This window comes from Nocardiopsis oceanisediminis, assembly GCF_048595525.1.
Lineage (GTDB): Bacteria > Actinomycetota > Actinomycetes > Streptosporangiales > Streptosporangiaceae > Nocardiopsis_A > Nocardiopsis_A oceanisediminis.
In genome coordinates this window covers 231400-250580 of the sequence record NZ_JAFMZJ010000002.1, presented here as the reverse complement: position 1 = coordinate 250580, position 19181 = coordinate 231400, and the positions used below count along the sequence as shown (strand labels likewise).

Genomic DNA, 19181 nt, shown 5'->3' with positions numbered 1-19181 from the left:
CCGCCCGGCGGAGACGGACGGGGACAGCGCCGGAGCAGCCGCGGACCGCGTCACTGCCCCTCCCTCGGGCTCCAGCGGACCGACCGCGCCAGATAGCAGGACAGCACCAGCCACCCAGCGGTGACCAGCAGCGCGGGAGCGGCCGCCAGCCACAGCTCAACACCGCCCAGGGCCTCGGCGCCGCTCACCCGTCCACCGAAGAAGTCGTGCCCGAAGTAGGCGCTGCGGTACAGGTCGGTGAGCGGCGCAAGGGGGGTGAACCACACCGCGCGGGCCACCCAGTCGGAGTAGAACTCCAGGGGGAGCATGGCTCCACTGCAGAACAGCACCAGCAGGAACGGGATCAGGCTTGCCATCTGGGTGCTCTCCGCGTTGCTGGTGAACCGGGTGAACCAGACCCCCAGCAGGGTCATGATGCCCCCTGAGGCGACGACGGCCAGCAGCAGCATCACCGGGTCGGCCGGGAACTGGCGTGCCGCCGCGATCCCGAGGCCGACGATGAGCGCGGCCGTCGCGAGCACCAGGAGGACGATGGTCACGCAGGTGGCTCCGATGATCGCGGAGGGCGGGACACCGCTGACCCGCAGCCGTTTGAGGATGGAGCCCTCCCTGCGGACGGCATAGACGTTGGACACGTGCATCAGACCGAAGGCGGCGGCCAGCACCGGCAGCAGGCTGACCAGGCTCAGTGCCCCGGCATCGACCCCTGAGCCGGCGTACTGTCCCTGGGACATGAGTGAGACGACGGCGAGGACCACCGGGAAGCTGACAACGTAGAACAGGGCGGTGCGATACCGCCGGATCTGGCGGAACTCGGCCCTCACCAGCTGCAGCAGCTGCCGGGACCACTTCGGCGGTTCCGCCGCCATGTCCGCACGGACCGATGGGCGGGTTTCGACATGCTCACCTGACACCGGGAACTCCTTGACTCACCTTGGGGCGGAGGAGCTCGAAGACGGGATCTCCGACCGGTACGCCCCGCCGCCCATACCGCTGTCCGCTTCTTCTTTTCCTTGCACTCCTTGTGCGATCTCCAGGAACACGTCTTCGAGCGAGGCGCTTCGCACTCTGAGGCAGGGCAGTGCCACCCCCCGCTCCTCGGCCCAGTGCACCAGGGCCGACGTCGCGGTGTAGGCGCGCTCCCGGATCTCGCCGCCGGCGTCCCCGCCGACCGTGTAGGTGGCCCATGTGTCACCGCGATCGGGCGCGACGGCGCAGCGCGCACCGCGGAGTGAGGGGAGGTCCTCGGCGCGGACCCCGGGAGGCAGCGCGAACTCGATCCGGTCGCCCCACCGGGCCAGGACCTCCGCCACGGTTCCGGCGATCCGCAGCTCGCCGCGGTGCATGATCGCGAGCCGGTCGGCCAGCCGCTCGGCCTCCTCAAGGTAGTGCGTGGTGAGCAGCACCGTGACCCCCTCGGCCACGGTCTCCTTGAGCACCTCCCACACCTCGTGCCGGCCTTCCGGGTCCATTCCCGTAGTGGGCTCGTCGAGGAAGAGCACCCGGGGCCGTGTCGCCAGGGCCAGCGCGAGATCCAGGCGGCGCCGCTCCCCGCCGGAGAGGTTGCGGACCCAGACGCGGCGCCGATGCGCCAGCCCGAGCCGGTCCAGCAGCTCCTCGCGCTGTCGCGGATGCCTGGCCAGGCCGCGCGCCAGATCGATGGTCTCCTGGACGGTGAACTCCGGGAACGTCCCGCTGTGCTGGAGGACTGCGTTGGTGAGGGCCCGGAACTCCGGGGGACGGCGGTAGGGGTCTTGGCCGAGTACCGATACGTGCCCGGCGCTGGGGCGGGAGAACCCTTCCAGGGTCTCGATCGTGGTGGTCTTGCCCGCCCCGTTGGTGCCGAGCAGGGCGAATAGCTCCCCTGGGAGGACGTCGAAGGATATCCCGGCCACGGCCTCGAACTCACCGTAACGGAATCGCAGGTCACGAACTTCTATCGCGGGTTCGATATTGGAATTCACCACAACACTCGACTGCTGATCCGAAGGAGAGGTCATGCTTTATCAGAACCCCAGACTGCTCAATCATGTGCGAGCACGGCAGGTGTTACCACGCTAGATGATGCCGATTGCGACAGCAACAGACCCTAAAACCCGGACACCGTTCAGATGGCCACTGGAAACCGGCATAGCGGACAGGCGGCGGTGCCCGTTCGCCCAGGGCGCTTCGCGCCGGCCGGATCGCGGACCCGCCCGGCACCACCGAACCCGCGCCCGGCCCCCGGCATCGGCCGCCTCTCTCCGGCCTCGCCGGCGGCGGGGACTTGCCAGCCGCCCCGGGGCAGGTCTCCCCGCCGGGAGAGAGGCCGGCGAGCCCGCTCTCCACGACGGGTCCCGGTCGACCGCTCACAGGGCCGCGCAGCCATCGCTTCCGGGAGAGCACGCCCTCCCGGGCGCCGCTGTTCCTCCGGGCTCCGAGCCGGCTCGACCTCGGGCAGCGGCGCGGGTGGACGGCTCCACCGAATGCAAACACGAGCCATTTAGATTCCACCGCGGCACGACTCCGATTCCACAAGAACTGCCTATGTTTCTCTTCGTCGTAGAGCAATCCCCCACCGCCCCCTACCGATAAAACGGGCGGAGCAGGCCGAGACGGAAGACCTCGGGCACAGAAACCGGTCTTTGGGACACCGAAAGGCACTGCGCGTCGAACACACGATGCCGGCGGGCTGCCACGGATGACGAGGAGTGTGCCGAGAAGATGAGCTTTCGGTCCCCGGAGAGCACCTTTCGCCAGGCGGGTGCCGCGGTCACCGCACCGTGGTGGGCAGCTCTCAGCCTGCGGGAACGTGCCGGGGCGTTCCACCGAGGGGCCGACGGGCCGAGCACCCGCGGCAATGCCGTCAGTCCCCAGGCCCACCGCAAGTTCGAGAAGTGGCTGGCACAGCACCCCTTCAACGGGGAGGACATCCTGCTGGAGGAGCGGCTGGCATGCGACGGGCTCAGCCCCGGACGGCTACTGCGCATGATTGACGAACCCTCGGAAGCCGTGCTGGAAAGCCTGGGGAACGTACCGGGCTGGTACACGGAGCTGGAGGAGGCGTTCCCACCCCGGGCCACGCTGGATCGGACGGCCCCGCCGCGGTCAGAGGGGGCGGCGGACAGCGGAGACTCCGCCGCGTTGGAGGGTTTCCTCGTCCTGCTCGGCCCGCTGATCGACCGGGGGCGGGAGCGGCTGCGTGCCGGCGTCGAAGAGATCGGGGCGAGGCTGCCCCTGCGGATCGCGGGCGACGCCATCGAGCGCGACCTCCTCCAGGCGCTGCACAGGGACCTGACGGTGCTCCTCAGCCGGACCATGGTCTTAGAGCTGAACGTCGCCCGCTTGGAAGGGCGCCTCACCGCCCCCAGCCCTGAGGAGCGCTTCCAGGAGTTCATCGGGTCCCTGCGGGATCCGGGCCTCGCGCGCACGATCCTCGCCGAGTACCCGGTCCTTGCCCCGCAGGCGGCCACCAGGGTCGACCAGTGGGTGCGCGCCGCGCTCGGCCTCCTGGCGGACCTGGCGGCCGATTGGACCGACATCCGCACCGCCCTGGACGTTCCAGAGAGCGCGACGACCCTGGTGGGCGTCGCGTCCGGCATGGGCGACCGGCACGCTGACGGGCGCAGTGTGAGCGCGCTGCTGTTCGACTCCGGCACCAGAATCGTCTACAAGCCGCGCCCGATGTCGGTCGACGTCCATTTCCAGGAGCTACTGGAGTGGGTGAACGCCCACGGCCGGGGACCGCGGTTCCGCGTCCTGAGCGTGCTCGATCGCGGAGACCACGGCTGGGCAGAGTTCGTCGAGGCCCAGGCGTGTGCCTCGGCCGAAGAGGTCAGCGAGTTCTACCGGCGCCAGGGCGGATACCTCGTGCTGCTGCATGTGCTGCACGCGGTGGACTTCCATTTCGAGAACCTCATCGCGGCCGGCCCGCACCCGGTCCTGGTGGACCTGGAGACCCTGTTCCATCCCAACCACTGGAGGGGGACCGGTTCTGTCGCCCCGGCCAACACGGTGCTGGGCGAGTCGGTGCTGCAGACCGGGCTCCTCCCCCGGCGGAGGTACCTCAACGGAGACGACCAGGACACCGGGACAGAGACGAGCGGGCTCGGTGGGCCGGGCGGCCAAGAGACACCTTTCCTCATGCCCCGCTGGGAGGACTACGGGTCGGACGAGATGCGGCTGGAGCGCGGCCGGCAGGTCATTCCGGGCGGCGACAACCGACCCGTCCTCGACGGGACCGCCGCGGAGCCGCTCGCCTACCTCGAAGAGGTCGTGGCCGGCTTCACTGACACCTACCGGACCCTCACCCGCCACCGCGCCTTCCTCCTGGCTCCCGGCGGTTCGATCGAACGGTTCGCCGACGACCGGGTTCGCTTCATTGCCCGCCCCACCACCACCTATGCGCGGACCTTGGCCGAGAGCTACCATCCGGACGTCCTGCGTGACGCGCTCGACCGGGATCGGCTCCTCGACTGGATCTGGATCGGGCGGGACCACAACCCGGTCAAGGCCGCGTTGTTCGCCGCGGACGAGGACACCGTGCGAGACGTGATCCACCGCTTCAACCGGATCGGCCTGGACTGCCTGGACCCTAACCGGGCGGGAGGCCGTCCCCGCCTACTCAATACCGAGCAGGAAGAACACGTCGCCACGACGGCCACCACCCGCCCCACCGCACTCGGCAAACCCTTCACCCACTGGTCAATCCGCAAACTCACCGACCACCTGCGCCAAGACCCCCGACAACCGCTGCGCATCAGCCGTGAAACGCTGCGCCGCATCCTGCACCGCCGCGGCGCCACCTTCCAGCGCACCCGCACCTGGAAGGACCCACCCGACCCCGAGGCGGACACCAAGCTGGAGCGGATCGAGCACGTCACCACCCACTTCCCCGACCGGACCTTCGCCTTCGACGAGTTCGGGCCGCTCGGTATCCGCCCCGCCCACGGCGCCGGCTGGGCCCCACGCAACCGCCCGGACCGGATCCCGGCCACCTACCGGCGCACCCACGGCATCACCTACTTCCACGGCTGCTACCCGGTGGGCTCCGACACCCTGTGGGGCATCAACCACCGGCGCAAAGGCGGCGCGAACACGCTCAAGGCGCTCAAGTCGATCCGCTCGGCCCGCCCGGACGGCGCACCCGTCTACGTGATCATGGACAACCTGTCCGCACACAAAGGACCCGCGATCCGTGCCTGGGCCAGGCGCAACAAGGTCGAGTCGTGCTTCACCCCCACCTACGCCTCCTGGGCCAACCCGATCGAGGCGCACTTCGGGCCGCTGCGCCGGTTCACCATCGCCAACTCCCACCACCCCGACCACACGGTGCAGACCCGGGCGCTGCACGCCTACCTGCGGTGGCGCAACGCCAACGCCCGCGACCCGGACGTGCTCACGGCCCAACGCCGCGAGCGGGCCCGGGCGCGTAGCGAGAAAGGCCTGCGCTGGGGAGGGCGCCCACCGGCCACCGCGGCATGACCCCCAACCCGGTGAACCTTTTCAGTCACCGCACTAGGTCCTGTCTGGAGTTCGGGTCATGAACGCGGTGTGATGCTGCGGATCCACAGCATCGCACCGCACAGGTGCAGCCCGGCCTCATAGCTCTGCGGGGTCTTGTCGAAGCGGAACGCGATACCGCGCCGGTTCCGGAGCCGGTTGATGCACCGCTCGACCGTGTTGCGCTCGGCATAAAGGGCGCCGTCGCAGGAGACCGGCCGCCCGCCGGCGCTGCCGCGCCTCTTGCGGCCGGCGGACTGGTCGTCCTTCTCCGGGATCACAGCCCGGATGCCGCGCCGCCGCAGGTAGCCGCGGTTGCGCCGGGAGGAGTAGGCCTTGTCGGCGGCCACCGCGCCCGGCCGGGTCCGGGGGCGCCCGAGGGGTCCGCGCACCTTCACCCGCCCCAGGACCGGGACGAACTGCGGGCTGTCGCCGGCCTGGCCGGGGGTGAGGACGAAGCAGAGCGGGCGGCAGCGCCGGTCGGCGGCCAGATGGATCTTGCTGGTCAGCCCGCCCCGGGAACGCCCCAGCCCTGCGGCTTTCAAACGGGCCCTGCGCCGCCGGCGCAGGCGCCGGCGCTCGGCGCCCGCCTGTCCGTCTTGGGGCTGTTGTCCCTTCGCCCCGCCCCCTTTTCGGCCTCGGCGGCCGCTTCCAGGGCCGCCAGCTGCTCGGGGGCCAGGGCCATCCCGGCGGCGTGGTGGTGGGCCCGGGCGGTTGAGGAGTCCACGCTGACCAGGCCCAGATCGGTCTGGCCGCGTGCGGCGGCCTGGGCGATCACCGCCTCCATCAGCTGCTGGAAGACGCCCTGCCGCGCCCAGATGCGGAAGCGGTCATAGGCGCTCTGCCAGGGCCCGAACTCAGCGGGCAGGTCGCGCCAGGGGGCGCCGGCGCGGAACCGCCACATCACCGCGTTGAAGTGTTTGCGCAGGTCGGGGACCGGGCCGACCGCGGCGATCGGGAGATGGGGCTCGATCAGGGCCCATTGTTCGTCGGTGAGGTCGCCTCGTGCCATGGCAGATGCTCTATCAAGGCCCTCTCCCGGTGCGCAGGCGATCTGCCGAACTGGTGATCCGAACTCCAGACAGGACCTAGTACTGCAACGACACTCCGTGATGCGGGGGGACGTGGCATCGTTGACCGCATCGTGGTGAAGCAGACAATCGAAGGCCGGTCAGATGCGTTTCTTGACTTCACGGCCCGGTTCGCGGGACGTTTCGGGCGGGTGGAACCCCGGCGGCGGATGGTGTCCTACCTGCGGGGACTGCTGAGCGAGACAGAGCGGAAGAACGGCTGGACCCTGGCGGAGGCCGCGGGGGACGACGGCCCCCAGGGCATGCAGCGGCTGCTGAACCACTACCTGTGGGACGCAGACGCGTTGCGCGATGATGTCCGCGATGCGGTGATGGAGCATATCGGCGACCCCGAACGAGGAGTCCTCATTCTCGACGAGACGGGATTCCTCAAGAAAGGGGTCCGGTCCGCCGGCGTGGCGCGCCAGTACTCAGGGACGGCCGGCCGGATCGAGAATTCCCAGATCGGAGTGTTCCTGGCCTATGGGTCGGACCGGGGGCGAGCGCTGATCGACCGGGAACTCTACCTTCCCAAGTCCTGGACCGAGGACCGGGAGCGCTGCCGGGCCGCCGGAATCGGCGATGACATCGATTTCGCCACCAAGCCGGACATGGGCCTACGCATGCTCCAGCGCGCGGCGGGGGCGGGAATCCCGTTCGGATGGGTGACCGCGGATGAACTCTATGGCCAGACGAGCCGTATCCGGGTGTGGCTGGAATCCCACGACATCCCCCATGTCCTGGCCGTCCCGAAATCGCAGATGGTCATCACGATGGAATTCTTCGGCCAGGCCCGTGCGCACCAGTTGGTCAGCGACTTGCCTGACGAGGCATGGGAGCGCCTGAGCTGCGGCGGCGGCGCCCGCGGCCCGCGCGTCTACGACTGGGCCGCAGCTGCGGTCCGGCCCTTCAGGCGTGAAGGATGGGACCATTGGCTGCTGGCGCGGCGCAGTATCGCCGACCCCGCGGACATCGCCTACTACATCTGCTTCTGCCCGGCGGGGACGGCGCTGGAAGAGATTGCGCGGGTCGCGGGATCGCGGTGGATGGTCGAGGAGTGTTTCCAGGCCGCGAAGAATGAAACCGGACTCGACCACTACCAGGTCCGCGGCTACACCGCATGGTATCGGCATATAACCCTGTCCATGGCCGCCCTCGCCTTTCTCGCCATCCTGCGAGCGGAGGCAAAAAGGGGGATGCGGAGACTGTAGCCGGCCATCCCCTGGCGCCCGTGACGATGAACGAGGCCCGGCGGCTCTTCAACCGCATCACCTTTCCGGTTCGCAACGGTTCCCGGCACGCCCTTGCCTGGTCCCAGTGGCGAAGAAGAAGCCAGGCCCGAGCTCGCAGCAGCCATTACAGACGCAGAGTGCATCACGAAGTGTCGTTGCAGTACTAGGCCACCGGGTGCGCCGGGTCGTCCAGCCACACGGTTTGCCGGCGTGGGGTGACGGTGAGGCCGAAGCGGGTGTGGTCGGGCTCTCCGGCGTCCTTCCACCACTGGTAGGCGCGGGCCAGTTCATCGAAGAGGCTGCGGGGTCCGTGCTGCTTCACCGCGTATGCGCGGGGGCCCGGCTGGATGCGCCAGGAGGCCCACGACCCGGACCCGGGGTCCATGAGGTAGACGGTGTAGCGCTGGGAAGCGGGATCGTCCCGGTCGTAGACCAGTGTCGAAGTCATCCCCGGGACCAGGGCGCCGATCGCGAACGAGGCGGAGAAGTCCCCGACCGGCTCGTAGGGGTGGATATCGGTGACCGTCTCGGCGTGGTCGTGCTCGGGGCGCACCCGGTCCTCCACCGCGCCGTGCGGGGGGCGCTGGTTGCGGACCCACATGAACCCGGTGTCGCCGTCGAAGCGGCCCGAGGCGGTCCCGTCGCCGCTGACGTGCAGGCGGAGCAGGGCGCCGCTGTGGAAGGCGGTTCCCCAGGGGGTGACCACCTTCCCTCCGGGGGTGGTCTGCTCGATCCACGGATAGGGGACCTCGTGGACCGATGCGGTGGACAGGACCCGGTCGTAGGGGGCGTCCGGCGGGTGGCCCCGGGTCCCGTCCGCGGCCACGGTCTCCACCGGCCATCCGGCGTTCTTCAGCGCTTCGCGGGCCTGCTCGGCCAACTCGGCGTCGACCTCGACCGTGGTCGTGTTGTCGACTCCCACACGGGAGGCGATCAGGGCGGCGTTGAACCCGGTCCCGGTGCCGATCTCCAAGACCCGGTTCCCCGGGTGCAGCTCTGCGGCGTCCAGCATGAGCGCGACAACGCTGGGCATGGACGCCGATGACGTCACGTAGCCGCGCCCGCCGCCTTCGCCGTCGTCCAGCTGCACGGCGATGGGCTCGTCGCTGTAGCAGACCTCCAGCCACCGCTCCGGGGAGTCGGCTCTGTCCAGCGGGGCGGGGCGGCCTTCTTCGCGGACCCAGACAGTGTCCGGGATGAACAGGTGCCGGGGGACGGCCATGAACGCGGCCCGCCATTCCGGGGGCATCTTCCCGGCCAAGCGGGCCTGAAGCTCCTCAGGGATCACTTACCGTCTTCGTCCCTCTCGTGCTTCCCGCCGCCGCTTCCTCCTCCGTCGGGGGTCGGCGGAGGAACGGGCTTGTCCTTGTGGCCGTCCCAGCGGGACGGGTCGTCGTGCTTGCTCACTGCGGCACCTCCGGAGTCGGGGGAACGGCCGGACGTGTTCAGCCGTCCCCGGGCGCGGATCTCCCGAAACGAGAGCGGGGTGACCGGTTGCGGCATGCCGGTGACTCTGTGAACACGCACCACCAGGAAGAACACCATTTTGAGCGATCCCTGCTCCGCATGCGCGGGGGTAGTTCCCAGCGCACTTAGGCGATCCGGCTCCTGGCCCGGTCGTCCCCGTATACGCAGGGGAGTCCAGCCCGTGCGGATCGCGGTCGGAAGGATCCCGGTGTCCCCTGGTTCGGACGCTGGGTGTCGCGTCGGCACATCCACGCCTGCATGTGTACCGCTGGCTTCTCGAGCCCCATCATCGGAACCCGTTCGACATCAGCGGCGCCGTTGACCGGACACCCAGCGGCATCCTGGGGATGCCGGTGAAGCCGGTTGCCGCCGGACCGCCGTCAGGGGCCGAGCGCTCTCGGAGCCGGTGGTCAGTTGTTCCGTGCTTGGGCGAGCATCTCCTCCGACCAGCCGTTCGCCGAAATCCACCGGGGGAGCCAGACCGCTTCGAGGCGGGCCGCCTGGGCTCTGGCGGATGAGACGACCCGCTCGGCCTTCGACGGCAGCGGGGCCGGGGAGCGCAGCGTCTCGACGATGCGGGAGAAGGCCGCCTTCTGCTCGGCCACCAGGCCGGTGGAAAAGTCCGGGGTGTTGTCGATGTTGGCCTGCACGCCCCTCAGCTCCTCCAGGAGGGCGCCTCCGCACACCACGGCGGCCCACCTGAAGGAGCCGCCGGCCAGCTCCCAGGTGGCGAGCCGGGTCAGCCTGAGCGGTGAATACTTGCAATAGGCCGGACCGTAGAGCTCCACGTCCTCCTCCTCGTCCGGATCGTCGGGCCACAGCTGGCCCAGTAGGGAGTCCAAGACGACTGGGGAGGGGGAGCCGTCGCCGGATGCGGCTCGGAGCATCTCTCCGGTGAAGGCGTCGAGAAAGCCGCGCTGGGCGGGTGAGGCGAGTGCGCGGTAGAAGGCCTTCGACGTTTCCAGACACGACCAGGTGAATAGCAGGGCCTCGTTCCCTGGCAGGGAGCGAACGGCCTCTTCCATCACAGGTCCTTACGATCTCGACATCACGAACGGCCGGTCGCCTCCAAAAGCCTGTCGTGCCCGCCCCGGCACGGCGAAGCACGGAGGCCCTTCTCGACGCGGTCACCGAGGATCCGCGGAGGACGCCTTCCTCGGCCTGGTAGGCGTCATCGGTCATCGGGGGCGCCCTCGAGCTCGTCGAGCAGGGAGCGCAGGCGCTGGATCTCGGCGATCATGCCGTCCCTGCCGAGGTTCTGGTAGGCGCTGTCCCAGGCGTCGGCCATCTTGGCCTTCGCGGCCTCCTTGGCCTCGGGGGTGGGGGCCTTCATCGCCAGGCGCCCGTACTTCCCGGCGACCAGGGACGCCGTCTGCGCCAGGACGTCGGCGACCATCGCGTCAGGGGTCTCAGGATCGATATTCCTCATATCCTCATCCTCCGATATCAGTGCGGCCGCCCCGTGTGCGGCGGAGCGGAGGCCTTCGGGGGTGAACCGGCAGATGCTCGCCGGGTCCTGTTCACGAGGTTTTGGAGACCTTTCAGAATCTCTTCGCGCAGTCCTCTTCAGGTGCACCGCCCACGCCCTCCGGCCTTGAGCTCCGGAAAGGCGCGCGGCCGCCTGTCGCCCTCCCGTGCCGGGGGTCTTCGGCGGGTGAGGCGGCGGGGCCGAGGGCGCCGTGAACCCGGCCGCGGGCCCAGTGCCTGGACGCAGCCCGGAGGAAGGGAAGGTGGCGAGGGGCGACGCTGCGGGCTGCAGCGATGGTGAAGACGGCCCAGAGCGAAAAGGAAAGGGCGGCGCGCCAGCAGCAGATGAGCGAGCGGTGCGCGCGGCAGGTCCGGCAGGGTGAGCGGAGAGCCGGTGCGGAGGGCCCGGGAGCGGAAGTGGGCGGTGCAGGTGACCGCCGCCCTCGGTCGCCGACCTGCTGCTGTGCACCGACGGGATGTCGGAGGAGCGGCGGTCGGGGCGGATGCACGTCCGACTGGCGCGGTGGGCGCGGCGGCACTGCACCGCGATCCTCAACCCGCTGCCGCGCCGCCAGTGGCACCGCGGGCACATCGACACCTACCGGGCCCGACTGGACTTCCCGGCCGGCGCGGGCACCGGGCTGCCCCGCAACACCCGGCTCGGCGTGCGGCTGACTGACCCCGGCGAGCTGCCCCCGCTGCGCCTCCGGCCGCTGCTCTCCGCGATCCCGGTCCCGGTGCCGGCCTTCCCGGACGGGCCAGCTGACTTCGCCCGCTTCGCCGCGGGCCGACGGCTACCACATGCGGGGTCGGAGGAGGGCGTCGCGCTGCTCGCGCACCGGCGCTGCGGATGCTGCTCGCCGACGAGATCGACCTGCCTTGACCCCGCCGCGAAGCCCTGCGCGGCCGACACAGGAATCGAGCCTCACCCTTCCCGAGACGGTGACCAGCCGCGCGGGGCCACCGCCCCGGGAAGGAGGTGATTGCCTTGAGGGAGAAGAAGGAGAACCTCGGTGAGCCCACCGCATCGTGGATCGCCCGGCTTGTCCTCTCCATCATGCAGACCGGCCTCGCGATCATCCGGTTCGTGTGGTGGCTCCGCGACAAAGGCGGCCTCGGCTGAGCGCCTTTCCTGAAATCTTGCGCGTAACCAGCAGGGAACCACGGGCTGGTCCAGGGCGCGGCGCCGGCAAGTAGCTGGCCGGGCGAACGAGCACGGAAGAAGGCATGCACCTGCCGCCGGCGACCCGGCCAGCTCACCGCGGTGTTGGCGATGAACGCCTTGAGCGCGGCCCAGACGCGCTCGGCCGGGTTGTCGTGCGGGCTGTAGCGCGCCCCGAACCACGCGTGCAGGCCCGGGTGGGCCTCCACGAACTCCCGCACCGCGCGGGCGTGGTGGATGCTGTCGTTGTCGCAGATCACCACGACCGCCGGGGCGTGCGGGAAGACCGCCAGCACCTGCTCCAGCGCTGCGACGAAGTCGGCCGCGCGCCGCCTGCCCAGCCGGTAGACCCCTCGTCCGGTGTTCACCTCCAGCGCTCCCAGCACCGTGATCTGCCGGTTCCTGGCAGGGGTGAGGATGCGCGGACAGTGCCCGCGCAGTGTCCAGGTGGCGCGCAGAGCGCGCAGAGCGGACAGCAGGTGCAGGTGGGTCTCGTCTGCGACCCAGATGGCGGATCCGGCCGGGAGCAGGCGTATTCGTGCGGTGAGGGCGCGGCACGGCCTGGCGTGCGGGATCGCCGCGAGCCACGGCTTTGGGGCGGCGCCACACCGCGATCTGGCGCACCCGGCGGTACAGGGTGCGCGGGCTCAAGCGCGGCCGGCCCAGGTAGCGCCACAGGCGCGAAAGCGTCCATGGTCCGGGGCGTGTGAGCAGGGCGGTGATGCGCCTGAGCAGGTGTGGGCCGCCCAGGCGGGGGCGCCCGGGGCGGGGCCGGTCGGCCAGGGCTGCCAGGCCTTCGTGGTTGTAGCGGTTGATCCAGCGGCGCATGGTGGCGGGGTCGTAGTCCAGCAGGTCGGCGATGAGGGCGGGTGGCAGGCCGTGCAGGGACAGCAGGACCATGACCGCTCGTGTGGCCTGGCGCCATGGGCCGCGCAGGTGGCGGTGCAGCTGGGCCGTCCGCGGGTTCGGGGGGTGGGCGGGCGCATACTGATCACGACCCTGCCGGGTAGTGGGATGGTCTTCCAACCTCGATCCAACTCCCGACGGGGTCCTTGTCAACGGGCGTCTGTCGCCGCGCCCTGGTCTGGTTACGCGCAAGACTTCAGGAAAGGCGCTTAGAACCCGGGTGGGTCCGGGGCCTTCCAGCGGCAGGGCCGCGCCTGCCATTGCGGCAGCGCGGCCCCGCAGGGACTGTGCGAAGGAGGCGAGCGGATCGATGGAGCACCGGGGCACTGAAAATCGCCTTCCTGCAAGGCGTCGAGGCGACCCGGGTGATCGCCTACGGCCCCTTGAGGACATCAGCGGGCACGAGCGGCGGTGCGGGCTTTTCCGTTCGCGAGGCGGTGGAACCGGTGCCTACACCGGATGGGCCGTCTTCTGCCGGTGGAAGGCGAAGTAGGCACTGCTGTCGTCGGAGAAGGCCGCGCACTCCTTCCCTTCGAGAAGGGACACGGCCTTCTGCAAGTCTTTCGTCGCGGTGGTATTGCTCCCGGGACGGATGACCCCTTCGCCGTCGACGTAGATGTGGCCGTGTTCGAACAGCTCGTCGCAGCCCAGCGCGCATGCCGGCATCAGGTTGGCGACGTCGAAGAACTCCATGTCGGTGCAGTGCTTGCGGGCTTTGATGTGCGCGGCGCGCACCAGCCGCCGCGGGAGGGTCCGCCCGCACAGCGAGCACTCGATGGTGGGGGCCTTGCCGAACTTCTGTTGCTTGAGCTTGCGGTGTTCGGCGCGGGCCTTGGCCAGGATGACGGTGTCCACGGCCCCGGTGTGGGCGATGTGCCCGGAGGAAGCGGGGTCGGGCTGGTCCGCCTCATCCTGTTCCTGCGGGTCGGAGTCGAGAAGGGCGAATGCTGCGGCCAGCTCCTGCTTGCTCTCATCCACCATCACGGGAACGCCGCGGTGGATGCCCGACAGGCGGAACGCCTCGGCGACCTGAGGGCCGCCCAGGGAAGCCACCGGAACGTCATCGGTCTCGCTGACGAGCTCGAACTTGACGCGCTTGTCATAGACGGCGTTGGGCCACAGCTGGGAGGCGTCCTCATGCAGCGCTCCCTCGATCCTCCCGGTCACGACGCGTACGAACACCGCGTCGGCCATGTGGCCGTGGGGCACGCGGGGTCCGACGTTGGCGTGGTGGCCGAGGAGGATGGTGTCCCCGGGCTGCATGGAGGCGGCCATCTGGTCGGCCGGCACTCCGCCGACCTTGTTCTGGAGAGCCTCGGGAAGCCACCCCCAGGTCTGCTGGGCGCGGCCGATGTCGAAGTTCTCGAGCGACTTCTGGGGGACATAGACGCAGAAGGTTTGGGACATGGATCTTCCGTATTGAGGTGGCACCGTTTCCTGTCTTTTCTATCGCCTTTCGGCGACGGCGGAGCACCTCGCGGCAGTGGAGAACGAGGCGAGTGCCCCGCAGCTCTGCCGGTCGGACCGTGGCAGAGCCCTCCAGGGACACCGGCGCCCTGACCGACATCCCAGCGGTTGGCAGCAGACGACCGGAAATCCCCTCCACCGCTAAGAAGGCCTGTGTTGGAGCGGTCGAGGGATGCGGCCCGTGCTTCATGGGCACCTGCAGGTTCTGAGAGTGCGCGGAGAAGAGGAGCAGCCCCTCCCAGGAGCCTGTCGCAGGAAAACGCACAAAAACTTTTCCGGCGGTCCCTCCGACGACCTCTAGTGGGCGCTGACCTGGCCTTATCTCTTGAGGAGAAGGTGTTTGTAGCCACTCCCGCACAGCCGGCCGCTGCCTGGGGCGTGAGGGCGGACCATGGTGCAGTCTCCTGTCGTACCGGCCGATCGCAGGCCGCGGTGAGCGAGTGGGAGAGGAGCTCCTCGTGTCATGTCCGGGAGGAGGGGGAGATGCCGTGTACTCGTGGTCTGCCCCTGCTGGGGCGCTGGCGGACCTCGTCTGGCCCCTGCGGAGGCGGATGCGCGAGCAGGGGCTGACCCAGAGGCAGGTCGCCGCCCATCTCATGTGCGACCGCTCCAGGGTGTCGCGGGCCCTGTCCGGGAGGGAGCTGCCGCCCCTGGAGAGGGTCAGGCGGATCGCTGAGCTGGTCGGGGTGGGCATCGAGCAGACGGAGCAGCGCTGGGAGCGCGCTCATGCCCTGCAGCAGGAGCTCGAGCGGGACCTGCGGGGCTGCGCTGCCGGGGGCATGCCCCCGCGGGGGATGGCGGACTACCGCGACTTCCTCCGGGCTCTGGACGGGCTGCGCGTCCAGAGAGGGCTCTCCCAGAGGGAGGTCGCCCGGAGGGACAGCAGTAGGAGGCTCACCCGGTCGACGGTGGGCGCGGTCCTGCGTGGAGATCGCAGTGCCAGCCTGGCCGTGGTGGCCGCCTACGTGCGGGCCTGCGGGGTCGGCGAGCAGGCGGTGGACGCCTGGAGGAGCGCTTGGTGGCGCCTGGCCTACCCCCACCGGGAGTGGCGGCTCCGGATGCGGGCGGAAGGGCTGAGGCGCTGCGGAGTCGCCGACTGCAGGCTCCGGTGGGGCCCGCCATAGCAGGGGCGGCAGGTCGACGGGCACGCGCGGTATCGCCGGGAGTATGAGGGGGAGGAAACGGAAGATCCGCACCCTTCCTCTTGTACCTGCATCGAGACGATGTGCCGCGGAGGTCCTCGGTCGGCCGAAGCGGCCGAGGAACAGGAGGACTGCCGGCAGGGCGCAGCGGCCGGGGCGGTGTGGTGAACCCTCGGCGCCGCCCCGGTCGGCGGCCTACAGTCCCCTCATGAGCCTGTACTCCCCGCCTTGCCCCTCCTGCGCCGCCCATCCCGGTGAGCCGTGCACGACCACGACCGGGGCCGGGCGGCCCCCGCACTCCGGCCGCCTGCAGGCAGCGGCCGCCCAACACCTCGTGCCGCGGTTGGCCCGCTGGGTTCCGGCCGGTGAGCGCACCCGTCTGGCGCTGGTCGTCCTACCCGACGCCCCCGCCCCGGCCGCCTCAGGGTGGGGACCGGCGTGCTCGCGCGCGGCCACCGCCCAGACTCTGCTGCACCGGGCCGCCACCGAGCTGAAGGCCATCGGTGACCTTGAAACAGCCTGCCTGTCCGGCCGGATCAGCGCCCTGGCCGAGGAGGTCGCACAGCTGCGAGCACTGCTCGCCGGGGCCAAGCACCACGACCTGGCCCCCTGCCCTGAGGAAGACCCCGGTCTCTTGCAGGGCCGCCTGGCCGTGCACCGGGCCCGCATCGTGGACGCCGAGCTGGAGCAGGTGCGCCCCGAACCGGCTCCGGCGGCGGGCCGGTGGAGTATCGGCTACCGCCCCGACGGAGGGTTCACCGCCCACCGCCTCGACCCTGACCCCTCCGGGCGGGGGCCGCTGCGCGGCTGGGGAACCGCCCCCACCCCCGCTTCGGCCGCCTACACCCTGGCCTCCTGCCTGTCCCCTCAGGTACCCGAGATCACCGTCACCGAGGATCCTCCCGCTTCAGGGGCACTGCGGCCACGGTACGGCGCGGTGGCCCTGCCGGCAGGGGCCGGTGTCGGCACCGATGAGCTGGTGGCCGCGGGCGGCCCCTGCCTTGAGGAGCACCTGGCGGCGGTGGAGAAGACCTCGGCCGAGCTGGCCAGCCTTTCCGACAAGGACCTGCAGGCGCTGCTTGGCGGGCGCGCCGCAGCCCTGGACGCCCGGTCACCGCAGGTAGAGGACTGCCAGGCCATCGGCGACGTCGGTGAACCCCGCAATCCCGACCATTGGGGGAGGTGGGAGAGCGCAGAGTGGGTGCCGACCCGTCTGGTAGTGGCGACCTGGCACCCGCGATGGGGCCGGTTCGGCGATCATCGCCCCGAGGTATCCGCCCAGATCGCCGCGGCGCTGCGAGAGGGCCCAGACCCCGGTTCCTTCACCGAGGAGCTGTTCGTCAGCGACGAGATACATCTGGTGCGGATCCCCGGTTGGGAAGGGCCGGTCTATGCAGTCGGCGCCAACGGCAATCACCGCGTCCACACCGCGGCGCTGCTCGGTCTTCCCTGGCTGGCGGCCTCGGTGAGCTATGCGCCGTCGGCCCCCTCCTGGAGCCTGCCGGCGATCGTGGAGGGCGACCCGGTCCCCGATGAGGACCAACCGTGGCCGGTGGGGCGTGAGGAGGAGCGGGCGGCGCTGGTCGCGGGACTCATCCGCCGGGGCGTGGTCGAAGGAGAACTGATCGGCGCCGACAGCGGGGAGGTCTACGGAATGGTGCTGCGGGCGCGGCGGCTGCCCGCCCCATGGCTGCTGCGCGCCCCCGAGCTCGCCGTCCGGTGCAATGCCGTCTATGAGCGCTGCTATCCCGGTGCACTGGCCCGTATCGGGATCCCTGAGGAGGTGGGCACCGGTGCCCAGGCATGGCGGGACTGGCTGACCCGATGAGTGCGGAGGGGCGCTTCGGTGGCGTGGTGGGGTGAGTTCGGGGCCGGACGGGACGGATTCCGCCAAGAAGGTCCTAGATTGTCGAGCGTCCCGGCTCGGAGACCGCGGCCGGCACCGGGGAAGCGGCGGGACGGCTGCCGGAGGTCCTGTCCGACACCGATGGCGAGAAGTCGGTCATCATGCTGGCGACGGTGATCATGTCCGCCCACCCGCAGGTGGCCCACGCGGGCTTCAAGAGGCTCGAGGACGCGGCGCTCCGGCAGCGCGGCCACGCGGTGGCCGCGCGCTGGTTCGGGTGCAGCGCGGAGATCGGGGGCATCGATGAGGAGCCCCGCGCAGGCCGAAGCGGGGCCACCATCGATGGCAACGTCGGACTGGCCGTGCAGCGGTGGGCCGAGCCGGCGTACGCGCAAGGAAGGGGGCCGGCCAGCGGCTTACGGGGACCCGGGCGCGTCGTGCTGCAGCCGGTCCGGCCCGACTCCGGTGAGAAGACGGCCGCCCGGGCCGCCTATCTGCTCGCCGGGAACCTGGCGCCGGCGGTGACGGCGGGGCTGATCTGCCGGACCGGCTGTGGGAAGGCCGCACGCACCTATGGTGTTCCGTATCGGGTTTAGTGGAGGCTGGTAAGCAACGCCTCGGCCTCTGTTGAGGCGTGATCGTGCTGGTAGAAGTCTGCTTCGAACTCGGCCGGCGGGACCAGGCCGATCTCGCCGTGCAGGCGGCGGTGGTTGAACCAGTCGACGTACTCGGCCACCGCGATCTCCACTCCGTCGATGTCCTTCCAGGGCCCCAGGTTGCGCACCAGCTCGGCCTTGAGCAGCGAGTGGAACGCCTCGGCCAGGGCGTTGTCGTAGGAGTCCCCGGTGGTCCCGACCGAGGCCACCGCCCCGGCCTCGGCCAGGCGCCGGGTATAGCGCACCGCCAGATACTGCGCCCCGCGGTCGGAGTGGTGGACCAGCCCGTCCAGGCTCCGCCCCACGTGCTCGCGGTTCCATACCGCCATCTCCAGCGCGTCCAGCGCCGGCTCGGTGCGCAGCGACCTGGAGACCTGCCATCCCACCACCCGGCGGGAGAACACATCGATCACGAACGCCGCGCAGCACCAGCCGGCGAAGGTGCGGATATAGAGGGCCCCTCCTGCCCGAGGGCGGGCGAGGAGGGCATGTCGGCGACCCGGAGCCGGTCGGGCCCGCCGGCGGTGAACGCGCGCTGCACCAGGTCCGGACGCGTGTCAGGGACGGGTGCGGGCCTCGTGGTGCGCGGGGTCTTGGCGCGGGCGATGCCGCGCGGCCCGGCCGCCCGCATCAGCCGGTGGACGGTGCAGCGGGCCACGCGCCGGCCCTGCCGGTTGAGTTCGGCGTGGACCTTGCGCACCCCCTAGACCCCGTGGTTGTCGGCGTGCACCCGCCTGATCGCCTCGGTCGTGGCCGCGTCGGTGCGTGAGCGGGCCGAGGGCGGCCGGGTCTTGGCCGCGTAGTAGGTGGACGGGGCGAACTGCAGCACCCTGCAGATCGGCTCGACCCCGAACTCTTGGCGGTGGGCGTCGACGTGGGCGACTACCCGGTGTGCGGGCGGTCGAGCTCCGCCGCGAAGAAAGCCGACGCGGATCTGAGGATCGCGTTGGCGCGGCGCGGCTCCCGGTTCTCCCGCTCCAGCTCGGCGATGCGCCGGGCCTGGTCGGTGGTGGTGCCGGGGCGGTCGCCGCCGTTGGTCTCGGCCTGGGGGACCCGGTTGCGCAGCGTCTCGCGGTCGATGCCGAGCTGGTCGCCGATCCGGGCGATGGCCCCATCGCGGGTGGCCGGGTCCCGGCGGGCCTCCACGGCCATCCGGATCGCTCGTTCGCGCAGCTCATCGGGGTATTTCCTCGGTGCCGGCATGCTTCTCTTCCTTCCCGGGTTGACAGCCTCCAGCACACCCGGAACGAAACAATCAGGGCGGCCGCCGCGGTTCTGGAATGAT

The 19181-nt window shown here is 70.5% G+C and carries 13 protein-coding genes, 4 pseudogenes and 1 other annotated feature; of the genes and pseudogenes, 7 read left to right on the top strand and 10 right to left on the bottom strand.

Features of this window, described 5'->3' with window-relative positions:
* Window positions 1-50: 50 nt before the first annotated feature.
* Both J0910_RS31175 and J0910_RS31170 read right to left on the bottom strand, forming a co-directional pair.
* Window positions 51-914, bottom strand: a complete 864-nt coding sequence (locus J0910_RS31175; protein WP_420162344.1) for an ABC transporter permease — start codon at window positions 912-914, stop codon at window positions 51-53.
* Window positions 915-929: 15 nt separating this feature from the next.
* A complete protein-coding gene (locus J0910_RS31170; RefSeq protein WP_420162343.1) occupies window positions 930-2000 on the bottom strand; it encodes an ABC transporter ATP-binding protein in 1071 nt (356 codons plus the stop codon).
* A gap of 703 nt (window positions 2001-2703) precedes the next feature.
* Between J0910_RS31170 and J0910_RS31165 the strand changes: the two genes are divergently transcribed.
* Window positions 2704-5463: an IS630 family transposase gene (locus tag J0910_RS31165; protein ID WP_420162342.1), complete on the top strand. Its 2760-nt coding sequence runs from the start codon at window positions 2704-2706 to the stop codon at window positions 5461-5463.
* Between the two features lie 56 nt (window positions 5464-5519).
* Here J0910_RS31165 and J0910_RS31160 read toward each other — a convergent pair.
* A pseudogene (locus J0910_RS31160) lies at window positions 5520-6493 on the bottom strand (IS5 family transposase).
* 228 nt (window positions 6494-6721) lie between these two features.
* Here J0910_RS31160 and J0910_RS31155 point away from each other — a divergent pair.
* A pseudogene (locus J0910_RS31155) lies at window positions 6722-7950 on the top strand (IS701 family transposase).
* On the opposite strand, the gene J0910_RS31150 reads toward J0910_RS31155, so the two are convergent.
* The 4 genes from J0910_RS31150 to J0910_RS31135 form a co-directional block, all read right to left on the bottom strand.
* The gene (locus tag J0910_RS31150) at window positions 7947-9044 is read right to left on the bottom strand and encodes a methyltransferase domain-containing protein (RefSeq protein WP_420162341.1); all 1098 of its coding nucleotides are present in this window, start codon (window positions 9042-9044) and stop codon (window positions 7947-7949) included. The pseudogene J0910_RS31155 and the gene J0910_RS31150 sit on opposite strands and share 4 nt — an antisense overlap.
* Before the next feature lie 23 nt (window positions 9045-9067).
* Entirely contained in the window at window positions 9068-9190 is a 123-nt protein-coding gene (locus tag J0910_RS31145) for a hypothetical protein (RefSeq protein ID WP_420162340.1), read from the bottom strand.
* 470 nt (window positions 9191-9660) lie between these two features.
* On the bottom strand, window positions 9661-10275 hold the full coding sequence (locus tag J0910_RS31140; RefSeq protein ID WP_420162339.1) for a hypothetical protein: 615 nt from the start codon (window positions 10273-10275) through the stop codon (window positions 9661-9663).
* A gap of 146 nt (window positions 10276-10421) precedes the next feature.
* Entirely contained in the window at window positions 10422-10679 is a 258-nt protein-coding gene (locus J0910_RS31135; RefSeq protein ID WP_420162338.1) for a hypothetical protein, read from the bottom strand.
* Window positions 10680-11220: 541 nt separating this feature from the next.
* Between J0910_RS31135 and J0910_RS31130 the strand changes: the two genes are divergently transcribed.
* Both J0910_RS31130 and J0910_RS31125 read left to right on the top strand, forming a co-directional pair.
* A complete protein-coding gene (locus J0910_RS31130) occupies window positions 11221-11700 on the top strand; it encodes a hypothetical protein (protein WP_420162377.1) in 480 nt (159 codons plus the stop codon).
* Window positions 11701-11705: 5 nt separating this feature from the next.
* Window positions 11706-11840, top strand: a complete 135-nt coding sequence (locus J0910_RS31125) for a hypothetical protein (RefSeq protein ID WP_420162376.1) — start codon at window positions 11706-11708, stop codon at window positions 11838-11840.
* Here J0910_RS31125 and J0910_RS31120 read toward each other — a convergent pair.
* Both J0910_RS31120 and J0910_RS31115 read right to left on the bottom strand, forming a co-directional pair.
* Window positions 11840-12827: pseudogene (locus J0910_RS31120) on the bottom strand (IS630 family transposase); the annotation flags it as partial. The gene J0910_RS31125 and the pseudogene J0910_RS31120 overlap by 1 nt on opposite strands.
* Before the next feature lie 408 nt (window positions 12828-13235).
* Window positions 13236-14192, bottom strand: a complete 957-nt coding sequence (locus J0910_RS31115; RefSeq protein ID WP_420162337.1) for a hypothetical protein — start codon at window positions 14190-14192, stop codon at window positions 13236-13238.
* Window positions 14193-14740: 548 nt separating this feature from the next.
* On the opposite strand from J0910_RS31115, the gene J0910_RS31110 reads away from it, so the two are divergent.
* From J0910_RS31110 to J0910_RS31095, 3 genes are all read left to right on the top strand, one after another.
* Window positions 14741-15376, top strand: coding sequence for a helix-turn-helix domain-containing protein (locus J0910_RS31110; RefSeq protein WP_420162336.1), 636 nt, complete (start codon window positions 14741-14743; stop codon window positions 15374-15376).
* 361 nt (window positions 15377-15737) lie between these two features.
* On the top strand, window positions 15738-17222 hold the full coding sequence (locus tag J0910_RS31100) for a hypothetical protein (RefSeq protein WP_420162375.1): 1485 nt from the start codon (window positions 15738-15740) through the stop codon (window positions 17220-17222).
* Between the two features lie 179 nt (window positions 17223-17401).
* Entirely contained in the window at window positions 17402-17836 is a 435-nt protein-coding gene (locus tag J0910_RS31095) for a hypothetical protein (protein WP_420162335.1), read from the top strand.
* Here J0910_RS31095 and J0910_RS31090 read toward each other — a convergent pair.
* Window positions 17833-19099: pseudogene (locus J0910_RS31090) on the bottom strand (IS3 family transposase). The gene J0910_RS31095 and the pseudogene J0910_RS31090 sit on opposite strands and share 4 nt — an antisense overlap.
* Window positions 18708-18821 (bottom strand) — a sequence feature (AL1L pseudoknot). (Overlaps the previous pseudogene by 114 nt.)
* Window positions 19100-19181: the final 82 nt, after the last annotated feature.